Origin of the sequence: Paenibacillus baekrokdamisoli, from assembly GCF_003945345.1 — a bacterium.
Taxonomy (GTDB): domain Bacteria; phylum Bacillota; class Bacilli; order Paenibacillales; family Paenibacillaceae; genus Paenibacillus_Z; species Paenibacillus_Z baekrokdamisoli.
The window spans coordinates 3868251-3893606 of the sequence record NZ_AP019308.1; the positions used below are offsets into that span (position 1 = coordinate 3868251).

Consider the following 25356-nt stretch of genomic DNA (forward strand, 5'->3'; position numbering starts at 1 on the left):
CAACCGATATGAAGATCATGCTTGTAGACGATGAACCTATTTTTCTAGAGCAATTAAAAGAACTGATTACACGGATAGCCTCCGAAGAAAGATCGACTTCATTCGAAATTATTGCGGAGTGTTATAGTGGACAGATGGCGCTTGATCGAATTCCCCTCTCAATTCCTGATGTCATTGTTACGGATATTAAGATGTCGTCGATGGATGGTATCGAATTAGCACATAAAGTCCAACAGCGTTGGCCTAGTACGGCAGTCATCATTATTAGCGGCTTCTCCACCTTTGATTATGCCAGAGATGCATTACGAGCTAACGTCGAGGAGTACTTATTAAAGCCCATCGAAGCCGATGCCGTAAGAAGCGTTCTGCTACGGATTCAAGAAAGGCTATCAAACAAAACCTATTCTAAGGGCAAAGAAATTCTACAATTGCTTATTGAAACGAACCGTATCTCCTCGCTGCCTGAGCTTATTCAAGAGCGATTATTTCCTTATGCGCATTATAGATTGCTGATCATTCCAGATCATGACTTCTCGATCGATAATGATATGCTGCTTCCCCAATCTCTCAAAGTAGAGGAAACTTATTATAGCAAATCCAAAAGCTATCTCGACGAACAGGAAGAACTATGGGTACTGCGGACGAATAGCAGGAAAGAGCTTGTGGTTGTGTTCGCTTTCCAGACTGATCCGGCTGTTAAACTAAATAACCTCCTTCAGCTTTCCCAGAATCATTTTATGAACAAAGGACGTTGTCCTTCAATTGCTTATAGCGATAGTGTGAACCATCTGACAGACATAAATATGGTTTACAGAAAACTGACTGACGAGCTTTATAAGAATCTCGTCATTGGTCAACCCAAGTTCATATCCCTGTCTAATCGTATTGAGTCTCATCATGATATTTCCCTTCTAAAGGCAGATGAGATGGAGCAGCTTTCCCTCTACCTAAACAAAAGCGACTGGAAACAAATTAAGAAATTAATTAATCATCTCTTTCGGAACTGGGGCAACAAACATACTCCCCTATTATATTTGGAAAAAAACTTAAAGAGCATCGTTCGATTACTGGAGCAACAATTACCTCCCATTGATATTGTGACAAGCAAAACCCTAGAAATTCGAATAGAGGAACTATGCTTTGTCTCGTCATCGTTCTCGGAAACGGCAGAGTCCTTCTGGGATTTGATCATTCACGTATTTCAACCTCAAGTTAATGAATCAGATTCAGGCGCTCTACTCTTCCATCAGATTGAAAACTACGTATCCGCTCATCTGAAGGAAGCACTAACTTTGGGGGATTTAATAGAGCGATTCCATATTTCTAGCTCCTACTTATGCAATTTGTTTCGTAACAATAGCGGAAAGTCGTTCGTGGAGTATATTACGGCTTTGCGTGTGGAGAAGGCAAAATCGCTCATGCTTAACTACCCCTCCATGCTTCTGAAGGATATTGCTGAAATTGTAGGCTATCAGGATCATCATTATTTCAGTCGTGTATTTAAAACAGTCGTTGGAACCACTCCTAAAGAATACAAAAATATCTCTAACTAATATCCGATCAGATTTGAACAAAAAGAACCCCCTTGATATACCAAGAAATCTGATACATCAAGGGGGTTCGCTATTTCAATTGAACGTCCCGGATTTTCCTCTTATTATGGACCATCAGGCAAGACACAGGAAGATACAATCCATTTCCCGTCCAGATCACTACAATAGCAAAGTGAGCCACTCTATTTCCAGTTCTGTCCGCACTATTTATGCTTAGTTTTGTGTCCCCACACAAAAACGAGCAGAAACGACTAACCTATTGTGGGTAACGGTTATAGATGAGACAAAACGATCGCCAAAACGGGGGATCGTTTTGTTATAAGTGAGACTTAGTTGATTTCTAATTGAGACTTGTTGTTAATATTTCAATTATTGATGAGATTTGTTACTGAAGGTAATGATTTCGTGTTCTCATCGTTTTATGAACCTATCATTTACTGTCCAATAAATTTACCATATTGATCAGACCTTCCATATATCCGATAGCATGCGCACGCGAACGATGCTGCCACGGTGAGTCATTCACCAAATGTGGCACGTGGTCCGTAGACATAAATCCGGTGAAACCGCTTCTTTTGAGCAGCAGCATAATTTCAGCAGGATTATAGTTGCCTTCCCCAAGATAACATTCCTTGAATTTGGGAACAGTACCTTGCACATCTCTAAAATGAACATACAAAATTTTACCGAGTGGACCGAAAAATTCAATCATCTGCTTCACGCTGTTCGCACCGCCAGGCATTTCGGAGCAGCAGCCCAAGCATAGATCCAACCCCCAGGCTTCGCTATCAGCCATCTCCATAGCCCGTTTAAAGTTTTCGAACTTGTAGAACAAACGTGAGATGCCTCCGATTTCCGGGACAGGCGGATCGTCCGGATGAAGGGCCAGCTTGACGCCCGCTTCTTCAGCCACTGGAATAATCGCACGAATGAAATATTCATAGTTGTCCCACATTTCATCTTCCGAAATCGGACGTAACGGTCCTTCATCCATTAGACGTTGAACCGTGATCTCCGGGTCGGCTACCGCCGTTGCGGCATCTCCCTGAGGTGAATAAAGCTTCAGCAGCTCAGCATCAAAAGCCGTTACGATTGAACCTGCTCGACCAATCTCATTAGGTGTACGCCATACAGAATTCGGCATGAAATGGTAGCCTAAAATCGGTATGCCTGCCTTCCCCATATTTCTAATCGTCGTTTTGTAATATTCGATTTGCTCATCTCGTCCGTCCATGCCCAGCATCGGCTTAAGATACCAGTCAAATGGTGTATTTTCCAATGCTTCCAGCTTCATTCCATACTTTTCACATTCGAGACGTAATGCCAGCAAGTCCTCGTATTCCCAATGCGTCGTTCCCGGTATATTCGGTACATTCAACTGTACACTCGTAATCCCTAGTTGCCTGCCAAATGTCATCGTTTCTTCTGTAATCTCTCTAAATTGGCCGATCGCAATACGCATTTTCGCACCTCCAATGTGGAATATAATCAATCATTCGACTGAAAAGCTACCCATTCGAAATTCGCAAACAATGGGATTTCATCCGACCAGCCTTCCTCCGGCTTGCGAAGCTCCAAATAGTTGACGTCTGCCCATCCCGTCAGAGCTTCGCCGCTCTCCTCATGCCGGAAAGATTCCGGTGCGAGGGAAAAGATTTGCCATTCTCCTTTGCCGTCAATAGAAACAGGGCACATATAACTGCGAGTATGCGACGGAAAATGACGCTGCTGTACAATTACCGTAAAATCGGCGGCTTGTCGGCTCAGTAACCGAAAGCGAAGCATCTCGCCTTTCCTTCCCTTGTAGGCTGGATCTCCCAATCGATACGTAAGGGGAGAAAGCATTTTGTCCGGACGGAACCCTTGCACGCCATCTTCGCTCACGGCTGCCGTTATCGGACTGTAGCGGTTGGGAAACGGATCCGCATCCGGACTGTTCGTCACCCATCCATCCAAACCATCCCGTCCGTCATAAATGAGATCGGATCGGCGTTCCGAAGGCCCAACGAAATCATCCACGCCCAAATCAGCATCCGTATCCTCATTCGCATTCGCAGCATCGGCACCAGCATCGGCACCAGCATCGGCATCAGCATCGGCATCACCAAGCGTCTCTGTCACCAAGCAGCTAGATAAACAAATGCCGGATTCATAGAACACGTTGGCATAGACGTAGACAATTCCGCTGTAACCCGCCACGCCAAGAAGGGGCGCCCTCCACTCCGAGCTGTTGGCAGTGGGGACAAGCGGCCGCCAATGGCGGGATACCGCATGCGGATTGCCAAGCGAGCAATACGCCTCAACCCGGGATACGGGTTGCGCTGAGCCGGGATCTGGACGGATAACGAGTTCAAAATTACCCGCTTCATCGCTCCGTATGAAAACATCCGGCGTCCCGGGCCAGGCTTCTCCCTCTTTCAGCCACGTATCCATCCATCTGGCGACATTATCCGCTTGCTCCCAATGGATATAGTGGTTAAAGCCCGGTGTGAAAGACGCTCGTCGCGGCGTCTGTTCCGGCAAAGTGGACAGGATATCAAACGCCCGGTCCATTTTGCCGTAGAAATCGTTGGTGGCGCTCAAGAACAGCATGGGACTGCGAATAGATGGCGCATAAGCTTCCGGCTCCATGCCGTACCGCCAAATGCGAACGTCGTCATCGGTATAATCTGGCTGCACGCCTGTCGCAAACCAAAACTCCTCTTTGAACGTATGCCAGCCCAGTCCATAGATCACGCAGCTCGCGCGAATGCGCGCATCAGTCGCGGCTAAAGTCCACAACAACGTTCCTCCCATGGACACACCGAAAGCGCCGAGCTTACCCGGGTCAACCTCCGGCTGCACTTCCAGCAAGGTCAGCGCCCGCCGACATGCTTCAACCCATTCATACCAGGACGAAGCCCGCACATTCGGGACGGTTGCCATCCCCCTTTCGCCGGCGTCCAGTTCGTTGGCATGCTTGAGCTCGTCGCCCCATAGCGTATAAAGCTGGCCATCCGTCCTCCTGCCGCCCCAGTTAAACGATAGAGCCGCATAACCGCGTTCATTCCAATAACGCAATATATCGAGGTTGACCGTTTGCCCTCCACCATGAACATGCAGGATGCCGGGCAACAGCTCACCTTCTTCCGGAGCGCTGTAAACCGCGTAAATCCGGGTTTTCCCCGCACCGGTTGTTTTCTCCGAACCGGTTGTTTTCCCCGTAAAATACATTTCCTTGAAGCAATTCCCATCTTCCGTCCACTGCTTCAATACTTCGACTTCCAACGGTTCCCGGCTCGGGTTATAGTCCTTCCATACTTGCTCCGGCGACAACCTCTCCCCATACTGCGGCATTTCAAACGCCTCCCCAGATATCGCCATCGTTCGTCAGTTCGAGCCGGTCGATGTACATAACCGAATCGTTCTTTTCCTTCAAAATGTATATACCTACATAGTTGAATACCGGCATTTCGCCGCTGTAAGACCGAAGGCCAGTGAAAGTTCTGACTTCTTCGCCTTCAGGAGCAATCATTACGGAATATTCCCCATTGAAATCGCCGCCGAGATCGTCCATTACTTTCTGGCCGATATGGTGAATATGGTGCCCACTCCCTCGGGGTGCAGGCCCATCCATTTGGAATCCTCCCAGTTTTCATTATTGAACAATTACGATGCCTTGCGCACCGCCGGTCGTATCGAAAGAAACACCGGTGTGGATGACGTTGTCATGATAGCTTTTAATTCCTGTCATTTGAATGCCGCCGGCAACAAATTGACTGATGCCGACATTGACTTTGGCCGAGCTATTTTTCACCAAAATACCCGTCTTGTTATCATTGGTCGTCGCTTTCAACCCATTATGCAAGAAGGAAGAAGCTGTTATAAGAATTTTCCCGCCTTCGACAACCAGTCCGCTGCCCGTGTTGTTGGCGACATAAACCGCATTCAATTGGGCATCCGATACGCCTTCGCCCAAATGAATACCCGCCACATTCGGGTGCATCAAGTTCGGAACCGTCGCACTGACGCCGCCGATTTCAATGAACGTGTTGCTAATGTTGTGCATACCGCCACCCTCGATCATGATTTCCGGTTTGCCGCCGACTTCGCCGTCTTGACCGAAGAACGAATTGCTCAGTCGCAATCCATATACGACCTTGGTATTGGAATATTTACGTAATCTAATGCCGCCTTCCTTATTGCCGAACGTGAGGATGCCATCCCAATTGCCGATCGACAGTTGTCCGCCGGTCGGCCGCAAATCCATCGCATAGCCACCATTCATGGAGAACAATATGTCCGAAAGATAATACTGGGTTGGACCTTCGATCTCACCGTTGGTCATGATCATCCCCGTATTGGCATTTTGCGCAATGATGAGATTGTTGAGCCGTGTGTAAGCCGTTACTTGCAAATGCATGCCGTTATACTGATTTTCGATGATCAAATTTTCAATCAGGCCCATATCATTGGATGCAGCCGTGCGAATGCCGTTGTCTTTTTCTTTCGTCCCCACCGATTCACGCGTCAAATTTAAACCACTGATCTTGTAATGGGACGCCCAACCGCCGATTTGAATGTTGGCGCCGCTCTTGCCGCTTTGATATTTCAGAATCGTAGATCCCGCGCCTTGACCGACAATGGAGGCACCTTTACCTGCCAGTGTAATCGGAGCAGATTGCAAATAGGTTCCCGATGACAATGTAAGCGAGATCGGACCTTCAATCGTAATCGGCTTATCGATAACACCAGGCTTCACGCAAAAATCAGCTGGTTTGCCTGCATTGTAGGCCAGCACATCAACCAGCGTTTCACCTAACGTTCTGCCCTTTTTCGGCGCAATCAACGTACAGGCAGACTGCTGCGAAGTCGCTTCTCGAACGCGCTTCTCCAACTTCTTCGCTTGACCGTGGCCGTTGCCATTGCCGTTGCCATTGCCATTGCCGCCATCATCGCCGCCTCCGTCATCTCCACCACCTCCGTCATCTCCACCGCCTCCGTCATCTCCACCAGCGTTCGGATCTGCAATTTCAATTGACAGATCATCGAAATAACTCGAGAAAGGCCCGGAAATCGATGGATCGGAACCGTATGCGACCAATATTTTATTAATCGTCTTGCCTGCCAACAAGGACAGGTCAGCCTCCACACTCACCCACTGGTTCAGCGCTTCATTACGCACTGTCGGATGCATTGCCACCCCATTTTTATCATATACGCCCAAGTCTCTCATGCTTGTGCCGTCCGAAAAGACCAAATCCACGCTCATTTTTTGACTTGCGTTGTATTGGTGATGATAAACCCAATATTTCAATACCGTATTCTCAACAACGTCGATGGACAAATTGTCATAAACACTAAAGTAGATGTAACCGAAATCGCTCTGACTAACGTCCTGGCCTTGCAACTGCAAATATCCGTCACCGGAATGGGCAGCAACACCTTCAGTTCCGCTTGCCGCGCGCGTTAGCGTCGGTTCACCCGTTCGATCGTAACCGACAACGTTGGCGCCAGGAATTTGCACTGTATTGGATAAACCATAGTCACTGTTTGTATCCCAGTTTGCGGAAAACAAAACGGCAGCGGCTCCTTCAGCCCTTGCTTCCGGATTTGACGGGTATATGACAGTTGCAGCAACGAAAAAGAATGTCAGCACAATGGAAAACCATAATTTAAGCTTCTTATTCATTTTCTTCGCTCTCCCTCGTGACAATCGTTATGAAAGCATAACTTCCAATTCTACCCGATACTGAACCGACTCGCCCGGCGCCAAATGGCACAGCGTCCCCTTTTCACGCGCGACGCTTCTTCCCATAACACCGCAGTTGCCCGGCTCAATAGATAAAACATGCTCCCCTGCCATAGGGGCGACCCATTGGGTCAAACAAGGCAGCGTATCCGCAGACCAGCGCAGATGCATCTCAACAGGCAAGTGCCGACCTGACGGTCCAGGCAGCGGGAATGAAGGGTTCAAAATTATCGCTTCTGCCATACCGTCTTCACCAATCGCTTGCCGATTCAATTGATGTTCATAGACTGCACCGTCATCTCCTGAATCCGGCAAAGGCCATCTTTTATAGCCTGTTGCTTCACCACCACCGATCTTGGATAATTCAGCCGTATGCGGAAACAGCAATGACGTCTGTTCATCAAGCAGCGGAAACCCAAAATTGAAATGATAGAGCATCATATGTTCCGCAGTTTGAAAGCCGAAATTCGTTACAGTATCCGTTAGAACGATACGATTCTCGCCTGCGTTCATCCGAATTTCACGAGTCAAACGCAGATGACGGCCAAAGATGGACGATTCCTCCATAACACCTGCGACACGCATTGTATAATCATCCTGTTCCCAGTTCCCTTCTGCGACGACTTGTTTGGCCGGGATATGATGGATGCGACCATGCAACCCATGTACTTCGCCTTGTTCTACAGCAGGTTCCCCTACATGAGCGAGACCGCAAGTCATTAGCAGGCCGCCGGAAGCGGTCCGCAGCCATTCCGCTCCATTCGGCACATAATAAGCAGGGTGTACGTCCCCGTTCACGCATGACCAACTAATCGGGACGCCGTGAAAAGTAGCCCCAGTCAAATCCAACGCCTTGCTGGGGCAAATTTCGACGTTCAAGCCGGCACCGCTTTGCATGCGGATCCATTCCACTTCCGTTTCGAATCCTTCTGTTCCCTTGTACCGGCGCAAACCGAAAATGGCGTCCGTTCGACCGATTCTCGCCTCCAGTTGCCGCCTTGTCCAGAATCGGTCAAACAATTGCAAGACCACTCGCCTCCGATCTCAAAAGTCAAAAGTACATTTCAACGTCTACAGTACTTGCAACTGAATCCACAAGCACCGCTTCCGTCTCAGCCAAGTAAGTGCCGCCTGTAACACGTGAAGGCTTGCGGCCGAGCGGATGAGGCAGACGAACTTCAACAGCGCCTGGCAATCTGTTCTCATGGAACGTAATCCGGGCGCGAATGACCCCATGCTGCAAATCCGATTCGGTTTTCAGTGAGAAAGGTCCAAAATAGCTTGCCGCCCGATCCAACTGGATCGACTCGCCATCGTTCATCCAACGTCGCGGTATACCCGGCAGCAATTTGAGCGTATTCCTCTCCTCCATGTAGAGCATCCAGCGCGTCTCCATCAAAAACCAGCCTTCTTCATGGGTTTTATGCGGACTCGTCTGCGCGAAAAGGTGCTCGCCGAACGTATACGTTTCCCGGTCCGCCAGAGCGGAGAAACAAGTATAGTACCCTTTCAGGAATGCATTCACTTCAGACCGCTTCAAATGCACCCAAGGATGGCGGCTGTAGTACGGCTGACTAAAGGCAACGTTATCCATTAGCATCAACTCCGCATGGAAATCCAGAATGTACTGTGCAGCCGGCTCATTCGGATCAATAACCTCGGTAAATACCAAATATAACGGTCCGAGCAAGGAATCGCGGCACAGATACGTACCATGGGTGTACCATTCGCCCTGATCGGCGAAGAGCGCCACCGGACCAATCGCCTCGGCCCATGGCGGTGCCGTCGGACACCATGTGCCGTCACCGAGCGGAACGACCGGACTAAGCGCCAGCCGTTCGAAGAAGCACTGCCGAATATCCGCCTTGAACGCTTCAGCCTCCTCCGCCAAATAAGCCGCATAGGCAGCATCGATCTCGGCGAACACCTCTGCGATCCGCTTCAAGCCGACATAAGCGTAGCCGTTAAGCATGAACGAGCGGAACGGATCCTCGGGGTCGGCGGTTTTGCCATCAAGCATTCCGTATCCGATGCTCCGCAGCTCCTCTTTTTTGTTTCGTTCGCGCCACTCGAGAATATACTGACAAGCCTTCACAATCTTTGGCTTGACCTCCGCAATCCATGCTTCATTGCGGGTATAGCGATAATGCTCGCCGATCGTCCATAACACGCAGCCTGTCTCGAGCATATATTCCTGAAAATTTTGTATAAATCCGTTATCATGCTGCTTATCCAGGAAGAACATAATCGATCTTCTGGCGGTATCATGCCAGCCCATGGAATCCATAAACTGGATAATCGGCGCGCTTTCCGAACCGATCGGCGCATAAACTCCGATCGTCGGCGCCAACGTTCCCGCAGGCTCAAGCCCATAAGTGCTAATGTCCAAATGCAGCAAGCCCGCTCTAACCATTTCATCCAGTCGTTTTTCCGGCAATCGGTAGCTCGATGCTTGATCAAGCTTATCAAGCCAATAGGCCCGGCATTGCGCATGCTTCTCCGCAAAATCGATGGCGGCCAATGCTTGGGCACGCTCCCTGGAAATCGGCCGATGCGGGATCTTCATATCGAGTACAAGCTTTTCCCCGGGCTGGATTAAGATCGCCATTTCCTGATCCTGCAGCGGTTCACCGTTAATCGTAACGATGCCGTAAACCCGTCCGGATCCGTAAACGCCAAAGCCCGTCTCCGAATCGAATTGATACGTGAGATGGTTGACTTCATTGGTCGGACAGGAACGTCCATTGGGCAATGGCGCAAATAACCAGCAATAGCGCGGCACATCTGCTGTATTAATCGCTTCTACCCGATAGTAGATGACCGTCTCTTCCTCCTGATCCATCTCAATCGGCAGCAGTCGGTCATATTCCTCCTTCTGAGAAGGTGTAAACATTTGACCGGACGTATGTCCGTCCGCTACCAGATAATGAGTGCCGCGCACATGTTCCTTCGTCAAATCACTGCGTTCGAGCGTAACGAATGTGGTCGTATTGTACACAATATCGCCATCATCCACCACGCCGTGCAAGATCGGCAGCACACCATCCTCCAGCCTGCGGCGTTGGATTTTCTTCGGTGCTACGCCCCGGCCGATTCGGAAACTGTAGCGAACAGGTGCATTGTCCGTCTCGGGAATCGTTGTTAATGGCAAGTGGAAGCGCGGCTCGACATAGTCAAACAGGACACTGTTCAATGACTCGTGAAAATCCACAGTAAATATACGGAAATCGCGCGACAGCCCCAGCCACGTCTGAAAATGCAAATCCTTCGTATGGGGTGAAACTCCCTCGTAGCTGGTTTCTGGCTCCAGCTTAACCTTTTCCAACGTTTTCAGTTTGCGCAGGGACAGGATGCTGTCTTCAATCTCACGATAAGTGCGAGTATCCTCGCCGTCGGTCACGATGACCCCGTATTCGGGCAAGTAAACCGGATACTTCGCGTGAATGTCGCGCACAAAGAACGAGAATGAATAGTTTGGCGCTTTTACCGTAACGATCGCGCTGCCGCTGCCGGGCTTGAACGAGCCTTCTATAGTCGCCTCAAGGCGGGATGCAGCCTTTGTTTCCTGCTGAATTAAGCTGCCATATTTCATTTGCAGTTCAGTACCGGCCATACTTTCCAAGCTTAAAACAACGATCTTTTTTACTTGTGTCACCTTGACTCACTCCTTATAGGTCTCATCGGCAACTGTACAATGCCGAAGCTCATCTGAAGCAAATGGTTCTCCCAAGGCGGATGAAATAAATAGACCCTTCGCATCATGCATGGGCAAATCCTCATAAGATCCTTGCAACTCTCCGAGACCGTTTGCGCTATTCATGGAGATAATTCGGGGCGAAAAACCACTTGACTCATTTGCCCAAGGACCGATAAAGAGATTCAATTGATTGCCGCGAATCGTGTATTGGTCTACTCCATCTACCGCAATGCCGGCAGCTGCCAGAGCATAAAGCCCTTCTGGTGTATAATTGTTGATCATGCGGCCGCCAGTTGCCGTCGCCCCTTCCTGCCCGGTCCAAGCCAATGGTGCAAAGGACAACACGATGTGCTGGTGAGCCTTCATGGAGGTCCAAACGGCATTATCTTCAAAGGAATTGCCGACGAAGTTCATGACAAGTCCCTTGCCGAACCAGGCATCGATATCGTAGCCCGCATAGGCGGAGTTGCCCAGATTGACGACCGTGTTCCGGCGGACAATTGTCGTCTGCGGATAAGCATTGTCTTCAGACACATAACGAAATACGATGATGCCCACATCGGTAGCGTCCGCCACCTCGTTGTCTTCAATGATGCTGTCCGTACTCGCATGTGTGATGCCGTCAGCCCAAGCGCCTTTGACGTCCGGATAATGACTAGTTGCGTAGCATGTCAGCAGATTACGGGCAATATAAGCCCCTTTATGATAATCTGCTCCAACCAGATGTGTTGACGCTGTTGCATCGTTGATCCGATTATCAGTCAGATGAACACCGTCTCCGGCCGTCTCTACATTCACGCCTCTTAGCAAGCCATTCGGATCCGTATAGTAGGCCGACCGATTACCGTCCAACCAGACATGGGACAGCGTACCGCTCTTCTGCACCCTGACGAGCGGCGTGGGGATATTTGCCACGCGCAGCAATCTGGCTTTTTGGATGTAATGCGCGGGCTGGTCCTTCGTCCGCAAAGTTTTGCCAGCAGGAACTTCGATGGTTTGGTCGACAAGCACCAATGCGCCTCGTGGCAGCTCGATGACAAGTTCCGGTCCATCCAGCAGTGCCTGCACGTCCGACGCCTTAAGAATGGTCTCCGCCGGGGACAATGACGAATTGTTGTTTCCCCAGTAATACGGGCCCTTGATGATATCCGGCAACAACGCCGCGAACTCTTTCCCTGCTGTAAAGCTTTCGGCAATAGCAGCCGCCGTCTCCTTGAGCAGCCGTTCTTTGAATTGCTGCACCTCGCTCGCAATCGGGTCACGGTTTAACACTGCCCGGTACACGGCAAGCGCCGATTCCGCGGCAGTCAATCCGTACGCCGCGAAATCCATTTGGCTGAACAGCCGAAAAGCCAACTCCCCTAACACCGAGACCGAACAGCCCTTTTGTTCAATAACGGAAATATACGATTTGTATTCCTCCGGGCTCGGCAATCGGCCAAGCCCTTCAGTAAACAATTTGCCTACAAATTGCGGACCGCCGTAGCGGGGATCATTCAGCCTAACTGTCAGAGACTGATTCACATAGAACACCCTTTCCTGATTCACCTTATGGATACACATCATGAATATGCGCGTGCTTGACCGTTACAGAAGTGAACGGTTCACCTATGCCGGAAGAGATGAATCCGCCTTGCCCTGGCCTATGCATGGGATCGTCCACGTAAGGCCCTTGAATGCTGCCGCTGGAATTATTCTCGTTTACCGAGATCAACCGCGTATTAAAGCCGGTATTGTTCCAGGGTCCAACATACATATTCAAACGGTTGCCGCGAATGTTGAAGTTTCGCACGCCATCTACGGCAATTCCGGCTGCAGTCAGCACATACAAGCCATCGGGCGTATAATTGTTTGTCATGGAGCCGCCAATAGCGGTATCGCCCATCGCGCTAGTCCACGCAAGCGGTGCGAAGGATAGCGTAATATGATGATGCGCCTTCATCGATGTCCATATCGCATTATTGTCGATTGATGTCCCGCTAAATAGCTGCGGGGCGCCCTGACTGTGCCAGGAATCGATATCCAGCGCGGCATATGCCGAGTTGCCGAAGTTAACGACGGTATTATTGCGCACTATCGTTGTTTGCGGCACATCATGATTCAACGATACAAAACGGAAAACGATGATGCCTACATCCGTCGCATCCACAACTTGATTGTCTTCGATGATACTGTCCGTACTGGCGTGTGTAATCCCGTCCGACCAGCCGCCATTTACGCCCACATAGTGACTGGATGCATAGGCAGTGATGAGATTGTGGGCGATATAAGCGTTTTTCATCAGATCTGCGCCGAATAGATTCGTCCCGGCAGTCGCATCGTTGAGCCGGTTCGAAATCACGTTGACGTTATGGCCCATCGTCACAATGTTGTGGCCGTACTTCAGCCCCCCCGGGTCTGACAAAAATGCGGTGCGATTACCGTCCACCCACATATGAGACAGCGTGCCTCCGCCTTGAATCGTGACGAGCGGTGTATTCACATTGGCGGCACGGAGCACTCTTGCTTTTTGGACGTAGTGGGTCGGTGTCCCTGCCGTACGCAGCGTCTTGCCTGCAGGAACGTTGATTGTTTGATCCGCAAGCACGAGCGTACCGCGCGGCAATTCAATGACCGTATCCGGTCCGTCCAGCAGCGCCTGAACCTGTGCGGCTGTCATAATGACACCGCCTGTTGAAAGCTGTGCGTTGTTCGCGCCCCAATAATACGGACCCTTAATAATGTCCGGCAGTAGTGCGGCAAATTCAGCGGTGCCTGTCAGCGCAGCTGCAATATCGCCCGCTGTCTCGCTAACGAGCCGGCTGCTGTAATCGCTCACTTCCGCCAGTGACGGATCGCGATTCAATACCGCGCGATAGATCGCTTGGGCTTGTTCGGACGTCGTTAGGCCGCTGCCTGTAAACCGTACATCCTCGAAGAAATCATGAATGATGCTTTCGAAGGTGGCAACTGATGCGCCATGCTGCTCAACAAAGCCAATCGCTGCTTTATATTCGGCCGGCTCCGGCAAGCGGCCCAACCCTTCCGTAAACAGCTTTCCGACAAGCTGCGGGCCGCCGTAGGTCGGATCTGTCTGCGCTATCGTCATTTCTTCGCCCGTATATGCGGCAGTGCCGCCCGCGCCGGGGTTCGTTCCTCCGCCTTGAGAGGTCATCCGGATATCATCGACTTTCAGTCTGATCTCATCGGTAGAGAAGCCATAAACTCTAAATCGGGTAATGGCGCGCAGATCAGGATTGCCGTGAATTTGGGCTTGATTGACGCGAAGCGTCAGCTCCTGCCAGCCGTTAATGAGCTGCAAATCCGACAGCCGCCATTCGATTTCGTCCACATCCGTTGCATGATTGGAGGACAGTTCAATGGAGCCAACCCTATTTGCACTGAGCCGGGAAACATCCGATATATATAGCCACATTTTCAATCGGCCATTTTGCAAGGTTGCCCCAGTATCGATAGGATCGAAAATGGATTGCAAATTCGCTGCTCCCGTGTAGCCTGGAATCGTAATGCCCGGGTCGCTGGTCCCCGCGTACGAGGCCCCGCCTTCTTTTTTATCTGCGGTATCCAAAGCGCCGCCGGTCCAGCCGTAAGCTTGATTGGCATCTTGAATCGATATGGCACCGGATGATCCTTCGTAAATTCGAATATCATCGACCTTCATCGTTGCCGTTGTCGTATTAAAGCAATAAATCCGAATGCGCGAAATCGCGCTCAAATCCGGATTGCCGTAAGCATTGGCATCCGACAGCTTCAATGTCAGCTCCTGCCAGCCGCTTTGCAGATGCATACTGGACAGCAACCATTCATATTCATCTACATCCGGGTTCGCATTGGACGATAATTCAATGGTCCCAATGAAGCCTGCGAACTTCGATACATCATCAAGGTACAGCCACAGCTTCAAGTAGCCTTTTTCAACAGTAACGCCCGTATCAACAGGAGAGAAATTATACTGCATCAGCGTAATCCCCGGATATCCCGGTAAGGAAAAAATCGGATCCGTTACCGTAGATAGCGAAGCGGCGCCTTCCTTCTTGTTCGCCGTATCGAGCGTAGCGCCAATCCAGCCCGCAGTCGAATCACCATTATGCAGCGACAGCACCTTCGGCAGCTTGTTTTGCATACGGATGTCATCGATTTTGAGCACAAACTGACTTGTCGCATACACTTGAATGCCAAAGCGTTTAATGGCGGACAAATCCGGATTGCCCAGCACATCCGCATCGGATACATTCAGCTTCAGCTGCTGCCAGCCTTCCACGAAGCTCAGATCAGCCGTATTCCAACGATAGGCATCCTTACCTATTTGATTGGCGGACGAAATTTCAATTTCCCCATGGCCGGAGCCCAATAAAGCGGCATTCGAAATATAAATCCAGAAAATCAGCTGGCCGTTTGCTACAGAAAGCTTTGTATCGACCGCTGTAAATTTGCCATTCATTTCTACATTGCCGTCATAGCTCGGTACCTTCGGCCCTCGCTTATACACACCCTTTAAAGAGGCAGTGCCTTCCTTCTTATCCGTCGTGTCCACCTGTGCCCCCGACCAACCAGCTGAGGAATCTGCGGCATGCAACAGTTTCTGTGTCGCCGCAGCTTCCGCACGCAGCGGCAGTCCTGCCATAACAGTTGTGCATACCAATACAAACGCTAAAATCATTAATCCCATTTTCTTCATTGGTTCGTTAATCGATAACAAAGTCATCTCTCCCCAATTCATGTGGTAGAAACTGCATTCAATCATGACCATTCAGTCTACTTAACCAAGTGCCGCGATCATCCCTTGCAAATAGCCCGATTGATGCGCATGCGAGCGATGGCCAAAGCTGTCATCATAGTCCACCCATGGCACATGATCATCGATTAAAAACGAGGTGAAGCCGACCTGCTTTAATTTACGCAGAACATCAACAGGGTCAAGATTGCCGTCTCCCAAAAAGCATTCGTTAAACTTGGTGCTGTCGCCTTGAACATCGCGGAAATGCCCGTACACGAACTTTCCAAGCGGGCCGAATATATCAATCATTTCATAAACGTTTTTCGCGCCGCCTGCCATGGACGAAGTGGATCCGACGCAGAAATTGATGCCCCAGGCTGGGCTGTCGGCGATTTCCATCGCTTGACGGAATGCATTCACGCTAATGAACAATCGACCGCGTCCTCCGAGCATCGGAACTGGCGGATCGTCCGGATGCAGCGCAAGCTTGACACCAGCTTCCTCTGCTACAGGCGCCACAGCGCGAATAAAATAGGCATAATTGTCCCACATCTTTTCAGTGGAAATCGGTTCTTTCGCAAGCGAGAAAAAGGTTTCAGCAAAAGACGGATCACGAGTTTTAACAAGATCTCCCGTCCAATCCAAACGATCGGCCGAGACCAAATCCATATCGAAGCCCATTCCGCGAGCACCGCCTCTTAACGGCACGGTATACGAGGTCCGCCAAGTTCCATCCGGCATAAAGTGATGACCCAAAATCGGAATGCCCGCTTTCCCCAAATTTTGAATCGTCTTCTGGTAATTGCGAATTTCTTCGTCTCTGCCATCCAGACCCAGCATAATCTTGAGCATCCAATGAAGCGGGACATTTTCAATGCCTTCAAGCACCAGTTCATGCTCTTCGCAGCACTGACGCAGCTTAAGCAAATCTTCGTATTCCCAATAGCCGATATCCGGCAGCGTCAACGTATTCAGCAGCACGCTATTGATGCCCAGTTGTTTACAAAATTTGATCTTCTCATCGTCCAATACTGCAAATTGCCCTAGCGCAACTCTCATTTGCGGAGCCATCATTCACGACCTTCCATCCCAAAAGATTTATTTTATTCGCTATGACCCAGTACTTCACGCCAGCAGTATTTCGGTTGCCATCCGAGCAGCTTTTTGGCTAGCTCGTTGCTGTAAAATGCCTCAAAACCGTTGTACGCCGCACGAATATCCGTTACCTCGGGAAAATAGGTTTGAAGCAAATCCCGCGTCGTTCTTATTTGGAACGTATCATCGGCAGCAATATTCAAAGAAACCGCACCTAATCCATCCTTCTCGATCGCCAATAGACAAGCAGCTACCGCGTCACGTACGTCTACATAGCTCCAAAACACCCGTTTGAACACTTCCGGTGTATCCAGTAAATGATAAAACTCGCGATACCCTGCATCCGTCAAAATAGATGAAAGCCGCATCGTGACGACCTGCATGCCGGTTCGACGATGAAAGGCTTCGCCAACCAGTTCATTAGCGGCCTTGGAAATCCCGTAACAATCCTCCGGAATGAGCGGGTGCGTCTCATCAATGGGAACGAAATAAGGGGATAGCGGTTTTCGTGCCCAAGGGAAACCATAAGCCGATTCACTGGAAGCCTGTACGACCTTGCGGATATTGTGGAACGCTGCCGCTTCGAACACATAATAATTGGTAGTCGTGTTTTCTATAAATACATGCGGCCCATAGTTATTCGGATCAGGAATGGCAGCCATATGAATGACGGCTTCACATCCTGAAAAGGCATCTTCAACGGCTGCATAATCCTTCAGATCGATTACACGTGCGTCTACTCCTTGCTCGCCAGCATACTTGCCGCCGCCGTCATGGCGATCCAATACGATCACCTCAAAGCCGCGCGCAAGCAATTCCCGTGTAATCCCCGTACCCATCGTGCCTTGCCCGCCCGTTACTGCCACTTTCGGCATAGTGTTCACTTCCCTCGAATAGGGAGCCTCAATGAATGGCGTTCATTGAGGCTCTTTATCATTCAGTTACCTCCAACCTAGCTCTTTGCGGACTTTCACGGTTTGCGCATTCCACTGATCGACGAGCGGAATGACACTTTCAGGCTCCAGGTCGCCCAATACAATTTGTATCGTTTGAGCGAGCGGCATCGTGCTCGAAGCCGGAATCTTTTGCAGCATGGACAAGCAGCATTTGAACTGATTCGTCGCCTTCACAGCTTCAATGTTTTTGCCTTTCCACATCGGCGTTTCATCATAGTAAGCAAATACTTCATCATCGATGATCGAAGCACTGGCGCCTTGGTCGATTTTCCACTTTTGCGCTGTTTTCGTGAACTGCCAGCTAATCCACTTGTACGCCTCTTCCTTGTGCTTAGACGCCTTAGCCAGACCGAATGCGCCAACCATACCGTACGTAACTTGTTTTGCTTTTCCTTTAGGCAATGGCAATACGTCCCATTCGAACGACGCATTCTTATTCAGATTCGATAGCGACCAATCACCGATAAATTCAAACAACGATTTTCCGGCCATGAAATCGGCATTCGCATCAAGTCCAAGCTCAGCCGCTTTGGCGGTGCTCGCTAGCGATCCGTCTTTCGTAACGAATTCTTTCATCCAACGAATATCTTCAAGTACGCCGGGGGTGTTCATTACAGACTGCGTAAGATCCGCGTTCATGAAATCCAGATTCGCAGCATTGCCGTTAGCTGTGGACACTGCTCTGAGGAAATGCAGCGGGAACAAATAACTATGTGCTAAGCCGAATTCACCGGCGGCCGGATCTGTCGCTTTTTTCGCCATTTCACGGAAGTCATCCAACGTCCAATCGTTCGGCGGCATTTCCAGTCCGTGCTTGCTCATCAGATCTTTGTTGATCGCGAGCCATGTAGGTACATACACGAATGGCGATGCATAGCGGACATCGTTTATATCGAACTGTTCGATGAATCCAGGATTGAACTTCGTATTCTGAATAATCGGATCTTTAGCCATATACGGCTTCAAATCGTCCAGCAAGTCTTCCTTGATGAAAGTCGATAAATCGTCAATCCACAAAATGTCGACTGGTGTGCCGGCCGCTTCTTGCGCGACAACGGTTTCAATAATCGTCGGCGTCGTTATGAATACCGGCTCAACCGTAATCCATGGGAATTCTTTATGGAATAGATCGAATAGTCCTTTATAGCCTTCGTTCCAGGTCAACATCCGAATGGTTACTGGCTCTTTGTTTTCTTCCGGAGGTGCCTCCGAAGATGTTGCCGAAGGTTCGACCGGACTGCTGGTCGGTGTGTTTGATGGTGCACTGCTGGCCGAATCGCCATTGTTTCCCTTGCTGCACCCGCTAATTACGAGAACTAGCACAACTGATATCGCAAGCAACCTTGAGAACCAACCTCTTCTTTTCATACGAACTCACCCTTCTGTTATAATTTTTCAATTCAAACAAATATTTACTGCAAACTCAATCTAATACACAAGTTTATTTTCTGTCAATAAAAATATTTTCTATTTAGAAATAAAAAGTTTAGCTGTTATTCGATAATTCCCGACCTTTCAATCCCGCGTACAAACCAGCGCTGCGCAATCATGTAGATAAGTAACGGAGGTATGATAATGAGAAAAGCACCGGCCATCTTAATCCCTTCCGTCATCGGATCTACCTTCGTGACCGTGGCAAAGCGCAGCGGCAAACCCGCCAAATTCTCTTCCATTCGGTTGAGACTGATGGCTAATGTCGGATAGCTTTTCGGTAAAAACATCGCGGCCTCGTAGTGCATATTCCAATACCAAATGAATGAAAACAGGAAGACGACAAGGCAAGCCGATCGCGCTAACGGCAGCATAATTCGGAAGAACATCCGAAATACAGAAGCCCCATCGAGCATGGCCGCTTCCTCCAGCGATGCCGGTTGGGCCTTGAAAAATTGCCGGAAAATAAAGATAAATAATGCGCTCTTCATCCCCTGCCCAAAAATAGCTGGAACAATGAAAACGAGCGGTGAATCAAGCCAGCCAAACTTGTTGTACACGATGTAAAGCGGCAGAACGATAATTTGCGGCGGCACGATAAAAGTCAGCATGACTAATAAGGTAATCAATCCGCGTCCGGGGAATGGAAATTTGGCCAATCCATAACCGGTTATTGCACACATGAATACCTGGATAATTGAACATGACAATGCAATGACTAGCGTATTTGTAAAGGCAACCGGGTACATGAGACCGTCCCATGCGGTTCGAAAATTATCCAAATGCATCGTACGCGGGATCCATTTAACGGTTGGATCGATCAGATCGCTCACGGATTTAAACATCGTAGAGAAGATATAGAACAATGGCTGCAAATAGAGATAGGAAACAACTGACAGCAGAAACAAGATGGCGATTTTCGCAATCCACCCGTCATTCAGATGTCTGCCAATAATATGCAATTTCAACTTTTGACCCTTACGGCTGCGGGTGAACTTGACCATCGTATTCATGGATGATCGAACCGCTTTTTCCGCTTTCATCGTTTTCCCTCCCGCAAATTAACGATGCGTCTGAATACGAGCATCGTTAATCCTAATAAAAGCAAAATGAAGACGAAGTAAATCCATGCCAGGGCATTCGAATAGCCATAGCCTGTTTCCACCGCGAACATATTTGTTCGAATGTGGCGTATGACCGGATTTAGTGGAAACGTGAACAATTCCACGATCGTATAAATCGTGCAAAGACTAATAAAAGGAACCATGTTCGGCAAAGTAATTTTCCAGAAACTGTCCCATGGCGAAGCACCGTCGATCCATACCGCTTCATAGACCGAGCGGGAAATCGACTGCAATCCTGCCAAAAAAATAATAATTTGCACGCCGGAATACCAAAGGATAATGATTGTTCGACTTAATACACTTAGGACGGGGTCGGCAAATTGCGGGCCGATATATTGTTGGACAAGGTTCTCAAGATTGTATTGCTTCATAAACGGCAGTTCCCCTGCGCCTTGGGAGAACAACTCCGTTAACACTTGACCTGTAGCAAAAATGACAGGCAGAAAAAAAATACCTCGGTACAGAAATCGCAGCGGGAATTCCTGATTTAAGAACAATGAAATCAGCAGCGCAAAAATAACGATAATCGGAATAATGAGCAGCATTTCCTGCATGTACAAAATGAGTTCTACCGGGAAAACGTTATCTTTAACAAATGCGTAGTGATAGTTGGCCCACCCTTTCCATGTCATCCTGAATTGACCGCCGCCAACCCGAACATCATGAAAGCTCATATAGAGCGAGGCCGCGATCGGATAGGCCATGAAGGACAGAAATCCCAGCAGCCATGGCAGCACGAAAAGATAGCCGACACCGTAGCGTTTCCATCGATACATCAGCAGTTCTTTTCTTTTCCGCCTGGGACTACTCATGACCTTCACCTCCTACGAGATCAACTTTGAAGCTGCCGCGATTGTAGTCGACGATGACGCTCGTTCCGTCTTCATACGTAGTCCTGTATATACCAGGCGCAATGGAAGCATGACCTATGATCCGCTGGTTATAGACGCGTGCCAACTGTTGAAATGCCTCATATTCTGCTGCAACTTTATCTTTCCAATTATCATAAAGACTTGTGAACACGTAGGAATGCGGAGTACCACGCAAATTTTTGGATGTCTCGTACGTCAGCATAAATGCAGGCAATGCCCCATATTCAATCCCCCGTAGAAATTCGTCCACCGGCAAATCGCGCAAATTACCGGGCGAAGCCGTATAAGGAATATAGCCATGCAGCACGATCGGATAAAAGGGTACCGTCTCATCCACAATAAAATTGCCTATACTCCACAGTTGCATATCTGTTATGTGGCTGATGGCGGGCAACGCATAATCATTCCCGGCTGAAATGCTGACATCGCCGAACTTATCTTTCATATAAGCCAGCAATTGCTGCTGATAATAGGCGACTTCTTGTCGATATTGCGGATGTTTCGGATCGAAATCACGGAACACGAAGTTGCCTACTTCATTAAGATGTACGCCGTCAGCCCCAAGATCCACGAACTCCTTCATGCTGCGATAGGCTTCTTTCATGGTTTGCAGCGGTTTCATAATAAAATAATCGAATTTGCTAAAATAAACCGTTTCTTCTATTCCGATAACGCCGTTGCCTCTTGGACTCATGGAAGACCGGTCATCCACCCACACATAATCGTCCGCAAACACGACCTTGTGACCCATTTCATGCATATCGGCGATAAACTTTTTGGCACCGGCTGCACCTCCGATCCCCTTTTCAATAGGAAAGCGATCCGTTGTATCGTAAGAGCCATCCTGCTGCCATCCCTCCAACATGATTCGCTGGTTTTTAACGCCTCGTTCCGTGAGTTCACTAGCAATCCTTTCGGCTTGTTCGAACGTTGTGACAGGCGTATAAATATTCTGGTTAAACGCCCTTTTGGAATCTCCCATAACAAGCGTCAGATAAAGCGGAACATGCTTTACTGCTTGCAGGCGCTCGCCCAGCATGTGATTGTCCAATAATACATTCCGATAGGCTTCTCCCATGTGGACATAGTCGGCGCTTCCATTGCTCAGCATCCGATATTCAATCGACCAGTCTACATCGGCACGATTGCTGTAGATCGCTTTCACAGGCGGTGCGATGCGACTCACTTTACGCAAATACTCCTCACGATAAGTCAACTGAGGATACACGCTGTACAAATTCGACTGCACGCCCGGCGCGTAAGCGCGAATTCGCGTTTCGAATTTGCCGTCGTCAACAATCGTCAGGAACCCGCTCTCACCTTGCTTAACCCCATAAATCGGATAATGTACCGTTTCGCCGTTTAATTGATTGAGTCGATTCGTTTCTTCTTCCCCGTAAATCGTGCCTGCATAGCCTTGACCGATCATATCGCGATTGGACAAGAAGCGAATTAATCCGCCCGGTCCGTCGGGCACAAGAAAATACCCGTCCTTTCCTGCCGGGGCTGCGCCAAAATACGGCAGCACACTCAATGCTAATATCTGATAACTTCCTTCCTCCATGACGCCGGCTGAAGGTACTGACAATTTCAGACCATTGTCGGTCAACTCGTAAATGATCGCAAAGCGGATCTTTTCTTTCGGAAATGTATACGTGACCTGCAGCTGATTGCCGACCACGACGATTTCCTTGGCCAGATTCGCCGACTTTACATTTGCCAGCTCCCGTCGATTATTTTTGTTGTCTGCATTCTGGTAGTATTCAATAATAAATGGCGATTGCAAGTTCGAGAGCAGCAGCCCCTTGACGGTTTCCTCCTGCAATTGTTCTTCATGCGGATTGCTGTACCAAATACGGTCATTACGCTTATCGACAAGCGCAATTTGCGTAGATTCCGGATGTAGGCGCAAAGCGTAATTTTCCTGATCCAGCACGGTATAGAAGCCGTAAACATCTGTTTGTCCAGTTGGTGTCCAGGCAGGGGCGTCGATCATGCCCATTTTTTCAAATACAGGAGTTTCAATGTTCATCACTTGCAGTATCGATGCTTGAGGTGTCAGCCTAATCCAAACCGTGATCCCCAGTACGACTCCAAGCGCTGCTGCCAAGATCCACAACTCGTTGCGGCGTCGTGCACGGAGTCTAAGCATTAAACATGACCTCCTTATATAATTGGAAAACAAAATCGTAAAGGTTGTAGGTCATTCCGGAAATCACGATGACGAAAAACCAAATGATACATATCGTAAACGTCGTAATCACTGTGTTCTTTAATGTCTCTAAAAATTCAAAATTATGAATCACTTGAGTCATCACGAAGAAATGCGCCACCGTCCATAACAACATCACTTTAGAAACTACATTCACGATTATCATTTCTTCCAGTACTACGATGTTCGATAGCGGAATGATAATTACGGAAATCAACAAGTAAGGCGATAGTCCAAACGTACTCGCTTGCAATACTTCCCGCAAACGCCCCTCTCCGCCTTTGACGCTGCAAACGAGGTAGTTCGCAATAATCCAGGTCAACCATGGAACAAAAATGAACAGCAGCTCGAAACCCAAATTGAGTGTACTGCGGTCGACCGGGTGAAAAATAAAGCCGCTTTTATAAACATTTGCTGCTCTGACCAAAATCGTCAGCAATAGAATGGAAAGGATAAAAACGAATGATATCTTTTTGCCCTTTAATTGGTAGTAGCCTTCATAAGGGTGGAAGAAACAATACCAGAACGTTTTCCATTCCCCCCCGTAACGCCTTACCGCATCAGGCCAAGCAATGTTGCGCCAAAGTAATATTGTTTTTTTGCGCAATAGGCGGTACAGGATCCACGTAAACAGAATTATCGCTATGGCCGGAATCATTCCCGCTTTAATCCGATCGATTCGCGTATTCCAGAATGCCTCTGAATAACCATTGACGTCATAAGCGCTTTGGAACAAGCGCTGCGCTTCTTCATAATTACCTTTAAGCAGCGCGATCCGGCCCAACCCCTGGCTGCTAATATCAAACATCTCGTTTTGCTGCAATACCTTATTCCAGTAGCTTTCACTTTCGGCATATCTGCCTTTATAGTACAAGTCGCTTGCGGTCAATATATCTGTCGCAAAAGCGGTTCGTTTGAACAATTGCACCACTTTCAGTCCGCTATCTGCGACTGCTAACTCAAACTGCGAATTGATCGCAATGTTAGTTGGATAAATGAATTGACCTCTCACTTGCGCGAACTGCTGTTTAGTGCCAAAGACAAACAAGGCATTGCCTTTCGGATCATAAACCGTCACTTCTCCATTCGCTTGTTCGAGACCGTATAAAAAGCCATTTGCATCCGCCGCAACATCAACAATGTTCCAGGAATTAATTAATACGATATTTTTCAGCGCATCCGCTCCTCCGGCGTTCAATTTCCGGATGTTTCCGGCCATCTCGATCCCCGGGCTTACACTAAGCAAATATCCTTCCTGATCCATCGCGATGTTGGCGATCGGACGCGGTTTGTTCGCAACTTCTTTCTCCAATTGCTCTTTCGTCAGCACTAATCGCTTTACCCAACTTAGAAAAGAAGGAGATGACTTATTCGCACCGAAAAATCCAAGAAACTGACCATCGGGATTGATACGAACTAACCCTTGATCTGAAGCACGAACCGTTACGTACATTACGCCGCGCCGGTCCACCACAAGATTGGTCGGCACAAATTGAAAGGCATCTCCAAGCATCGTGGCATCCGGTTTCCCGAATGCGCGTAGAAACCGACCTTCCGCACTAAAAACAGCAATTCGTCGATTCCCTGTGTCTGCTACATAAATATCCCCGTTGGAGTGAACGAATCCCCCTTCGGGAGCGTTTAATCGCCCTTCTCCATCCTCATCGCCAATCTCGCGCACCAACGTTCTCTTGCTGTCAAATACGAGGACTTTACTTAACGATTTGTCAAAGACGAATACTTGATCATTCTGGCCGATGTGGACATGCACCGGTTCTTTAAACGGATAGTCAAGCACGCCGTCCGGTACATAGAGTGGTTGAATACGGTAATATTCACCTGTGCCATCTACATAATAAGTTCGATACGGCACGGCGCCGGTTACTGTCGGCAATAGGATCATAAATGCGATTAAGCAAATCAAGACTCTCAGCGTTCTAATCATGCTACTCCCCACTTGTTTAGCTA

At 48.8% G+C, this 25356-nt stretch carries 16 protein-coding genes; 1 reads left to right on the forward strand and 15 read right to left on the reverse strand.

All coding sequences use genetic code 11. From position 1 onward, the window contains the following. The first annotated feature begins 8 nt into the window (after positions 1 to 8). Positions 9 to 1553 (forward strand): response regulator, encoded by a 1545-nt coding sequence (locus EKN16_RS17210; protein ID WP_125659764.1) that lies wholly within the window; start codon positions 9 to 11, stop codon positions 1551 to 1553. Positions 1554 to 1983: 430 nt separating this feature from the next. Here the strand turns inward: EKN16_RS17210 and EKN16_RS17215 are convergent, their stop codons facing one another. The 15 genes from EKN16_RS17215 to EKN16_RS17285 all read right to left on the reverse strand — a co-directional run bounded on the left by EKN16_RS17215 (position 1984) and on the right by EKN16_RS17285 (position 25333). Next, positions 1984 to 3015 (reverse strand): mannonate dehydratase, encoded by a 1032-nt coding sequence (locus EKN16_RS17215; RefSeq protein WP_125659766.1) that lies wholly within the window; start codon positions 3013 to 3015, stop codon positions 1984 to 1986. A gap of 26 nt (positions 3016 to 3041) precedes the next feature. Then, a complete protein-coding gene (locus tag EKN16_RS33500; RefSeq protein WP_164522842.1) occupies positions 3042 to 4889 on the reverse strand; it encodes an alpha/beta hydrolase family protein in 1848 nt (615 codons plus the stop codon). A gap of 1 nt (position 4890) precedes the next feature. Then, a complete protein-coding gene (locus EKN16_RS17225) occupies positions 4891 to 5169 on the reverse strand; it encodes a hypothetical protein (protein WP_125659771.1) in 279 nt (92 codons plus the stop codon). 21 nt (positions 5170 to 5190) lie between these two features. Then, a complete protein-coding gene (locus EKN16_RS32305) occupies positions 5191 to 7224 on the reverse strand; it encodes a right-handed parallel beta-helix repeat-containing protein (RefSeq protein WP_164522843.1) in 2034 nt (677 codons plus the stop codon). A 27-nt stretch (positions 7225 to 7251) separates the two neighbouring features. Next, positions 7252 to 8310, reverse strand: a complete 1059-nt coding sequence (locus tag EKN16_RS17235) for an aldose 1-epimerase family protein (RefSeq protein WP_125659774.1) — start codon at positions 8308 to 8310, stop codon at positions 7252 to 7254. Between the two features lie 25 nt (positions 8311 to 8335). Further along, positions 8336 to 10939 carry a hypothetical protein gene (locus EKN16_RS17240; protein WP_125659777.1) on the reverse strand — a complete coding sequence of 868 codons (2604 nt, stop codon included), beginning with the start codon at positions 10937 to 10939 and terminating at the stop codon, positions 8336 to 8338. 6 nt (positions 10940 to 10945) lie between these two features. Continuing rightward, on the reverse strand, positions 10946 to 12529 hold the full coding sequence (locus EKN16_RS17245; RefSeq protein WP_232015822.1) for a hypothetical protein: 1584 nt from the start codon (positions 12527 to 12529) through the stop codon (positions 10946 to 10948). A 1-nt stretch (position 12530) separates the two neighbouring features. Further along, positions 12531 to 15725, reverse strand: a complete 3195-nt coding sequence (locus EKN16_RS17250) for a hypothetical protein (RefSeq protein WP_164522844.1) — start codon at positions 15723 to 15725, stop codon at positions 12531 to 12533. A 15-nt stretch (positions 15726 to 15740) separates the two neighbouring features. Continuing rightward, positions 15741 to 16757, reverse strand: a complete 1017-nt coding sequence (locus EKN16_RS17255) for a mannonate dehydratase (RefSeq protein WP_164522845.1) — start codon at positions 16755 to 16757, stop codon at positions 15741 to 15743. A 44-nt stretch (positions 16758 to 16801) separates the two neighbouring features. Beyond that, a complete protein-coding gene (locus EKN16_RS17260) occupies positions 16802 to 17668 on the reverse strand; it encodes an NAD-dependent epimerase/dehydratase family protein (protein ID WP_125659787.1) in 867 nt (288 codons plus the stop codon). Positions 17669 to 17734: 66 nt separating this feature from the next. Beyond that, the gene (locus tag EKN16_RS17265) at positions 17735 to 19117 is read right to left on the reverse strand and encodes an ABC transporter substrate-binding protein (protein ID WP_125659791.1); all 1383 of its coding nucleotides are present in this window, start codon (positions 19115 to 19117) and stop codon (positions 17735 to 17737) included. A 125-nt stretch (positions 19118 to 19242) separates the two neighbouring features. Beyond that, positions 19243 to 20223 (reverse strand): carbohydrate ABC transporter permease, encoded by a 981-nt coding sequence (locus EKN16_RS17270; RefSeq protein WP_125659794.1) that lies wholly within the window; start codon positions 20221 to 20223, stop codon positions 19243 to 19245. Continuing rightward, positions 20220 to 21116: a carbohydrate ABC transporter permease gene (locus EKN16_RS17275; protein WP_125659798.1), complete on the reverse strand. Its 897-nt coding sequence runs from the start codon at positions 21114 to 21116 to the stop codon at positions 20220 to 20222. Before EKN16_RS17275 ends, EKN16_RS17270 begins: the two co-directional genes overlap by 4 nt. Further along, positions 21109 to 23328, reverse strand: a complete 2220-nt coding sequence (locus EKN16_RS17280; protein WP_125659802.1) for a DUF5696 domain-containing protein — start codon at positions 23326 to 23328, stop codon at positions 21109 to 21111. The genes EKN16_RS17275 and EKN16_RS17280 overlap by 8 nt, the downstream gene beginning before the upstream one ends. Then, positions 23321 to 25333, reverse strand: coding sequence for a YIP1 family protein (locus EKN16_RS17285; protein ID WP_125659805.1), 2013 nt, complete (start codon positions 25331 to 25333; stop codon positions 23321 to 23323). Before EKN16_RS17285 ends, EKN16_RS17280 begins: the two co-directional genes overlap by 8 nt. Between the last annotated feature and the right edge of the window lie 23 nt (positions 25334 to 25356).

Bases quoted from the DNA above. Each gene is read 5' to 3' on its own strand.
- EKN16_RS17215 (WP_125659766.1), bottom strand. From the start codon at position 3,015: ATGCGTATTGCGATCGGCCAATTTAGAGAGATTACAGAAGAAACGATG.
- EKN16_RS17285 (WP_125659805.1), bottom strand. From the start codon at position 25,333: ATGATTAGAACGCTGAGAGTCTTGATTTGCTTAATCGCATTTATGATC.
- EKN16_RS17260 (WP_125659787.1), bottom strand. From the start codon at position 17,668: ATGCCGAAAGTGGCAGTAACGGGCGGGCAAGGCACGATGGGTACGGGG.
- EKN16_RS17255 (WP_164522845.1), bottom strand. From the start codon at position 16,757: ATGAGAGTTGCGCTAGGGCAATTTGCAGTATTGGACGATGAGAAGATC.
- EKN16_RS17275 (WP_125659798.1), bottom strand. From the start codon at position 21,116: ATGAGTAGTCCCAGGCGGAAAAGAAAAGAACTGCTGATGTATCGATGG.
- EKN16_RS17210 (WP_125659764.1), top strand. From the start codon at position 9: ATGAAGATCATGCTTGTAGACGATGAACCTATTTTTCTAGAGCAATTA.
- EKN16_RS17225 (WP_125659771.1), bottom strand. From the start codon at position 5,169: ATGGATGGGCCTGCACCCCGAGGGAGTGGGCACCATATTCACCATATC.
- EKN16_RS17270 (WP_125659794.1), bottom strand. From the start codon at position 20,223: ATGAAAGCGGAAAAAGCGGTTCGATCATCCATGAATACGATGGTCAAG.
- EKN16_RS17265 (WP_125659791.1), bottom strand. From the start codon at position 19,117: ATGAAAAGAAGAGGTTGGTTCTCAAGGTTGCTTGCGATATCAGTTGTG.
- EKN16_RS17280 (WP_125659802.1), bottom strand. From the start codon at position 23,328: ATGCTTAGACTCCGTGCACGACGCCGCAACGAGTTGTGGATCTTGGCA.
- EKN16_RS33500 (WP_164522842.1), bottom strand. From the start codon at position 4,889: ATGCCGCAGTATGGGGAGAGGTTGTCGCCGGAGCAAGTATGGAAGGAC.
- EKN16_RS32305 (WP_164522843.1), bottom strand. From the start codon at position 7,224: ATGAATAAGAAGCTTAAATTATGGTTTTCCATTGTGCTGACATTCTTT.
- EKN16_RS17250 (WP_164522844.1), bottom strand. From the start codon at position 15,725: ATGATTGAATGCAGTTTCTACCACATGAATTGGGGAGAGATGACTTTG.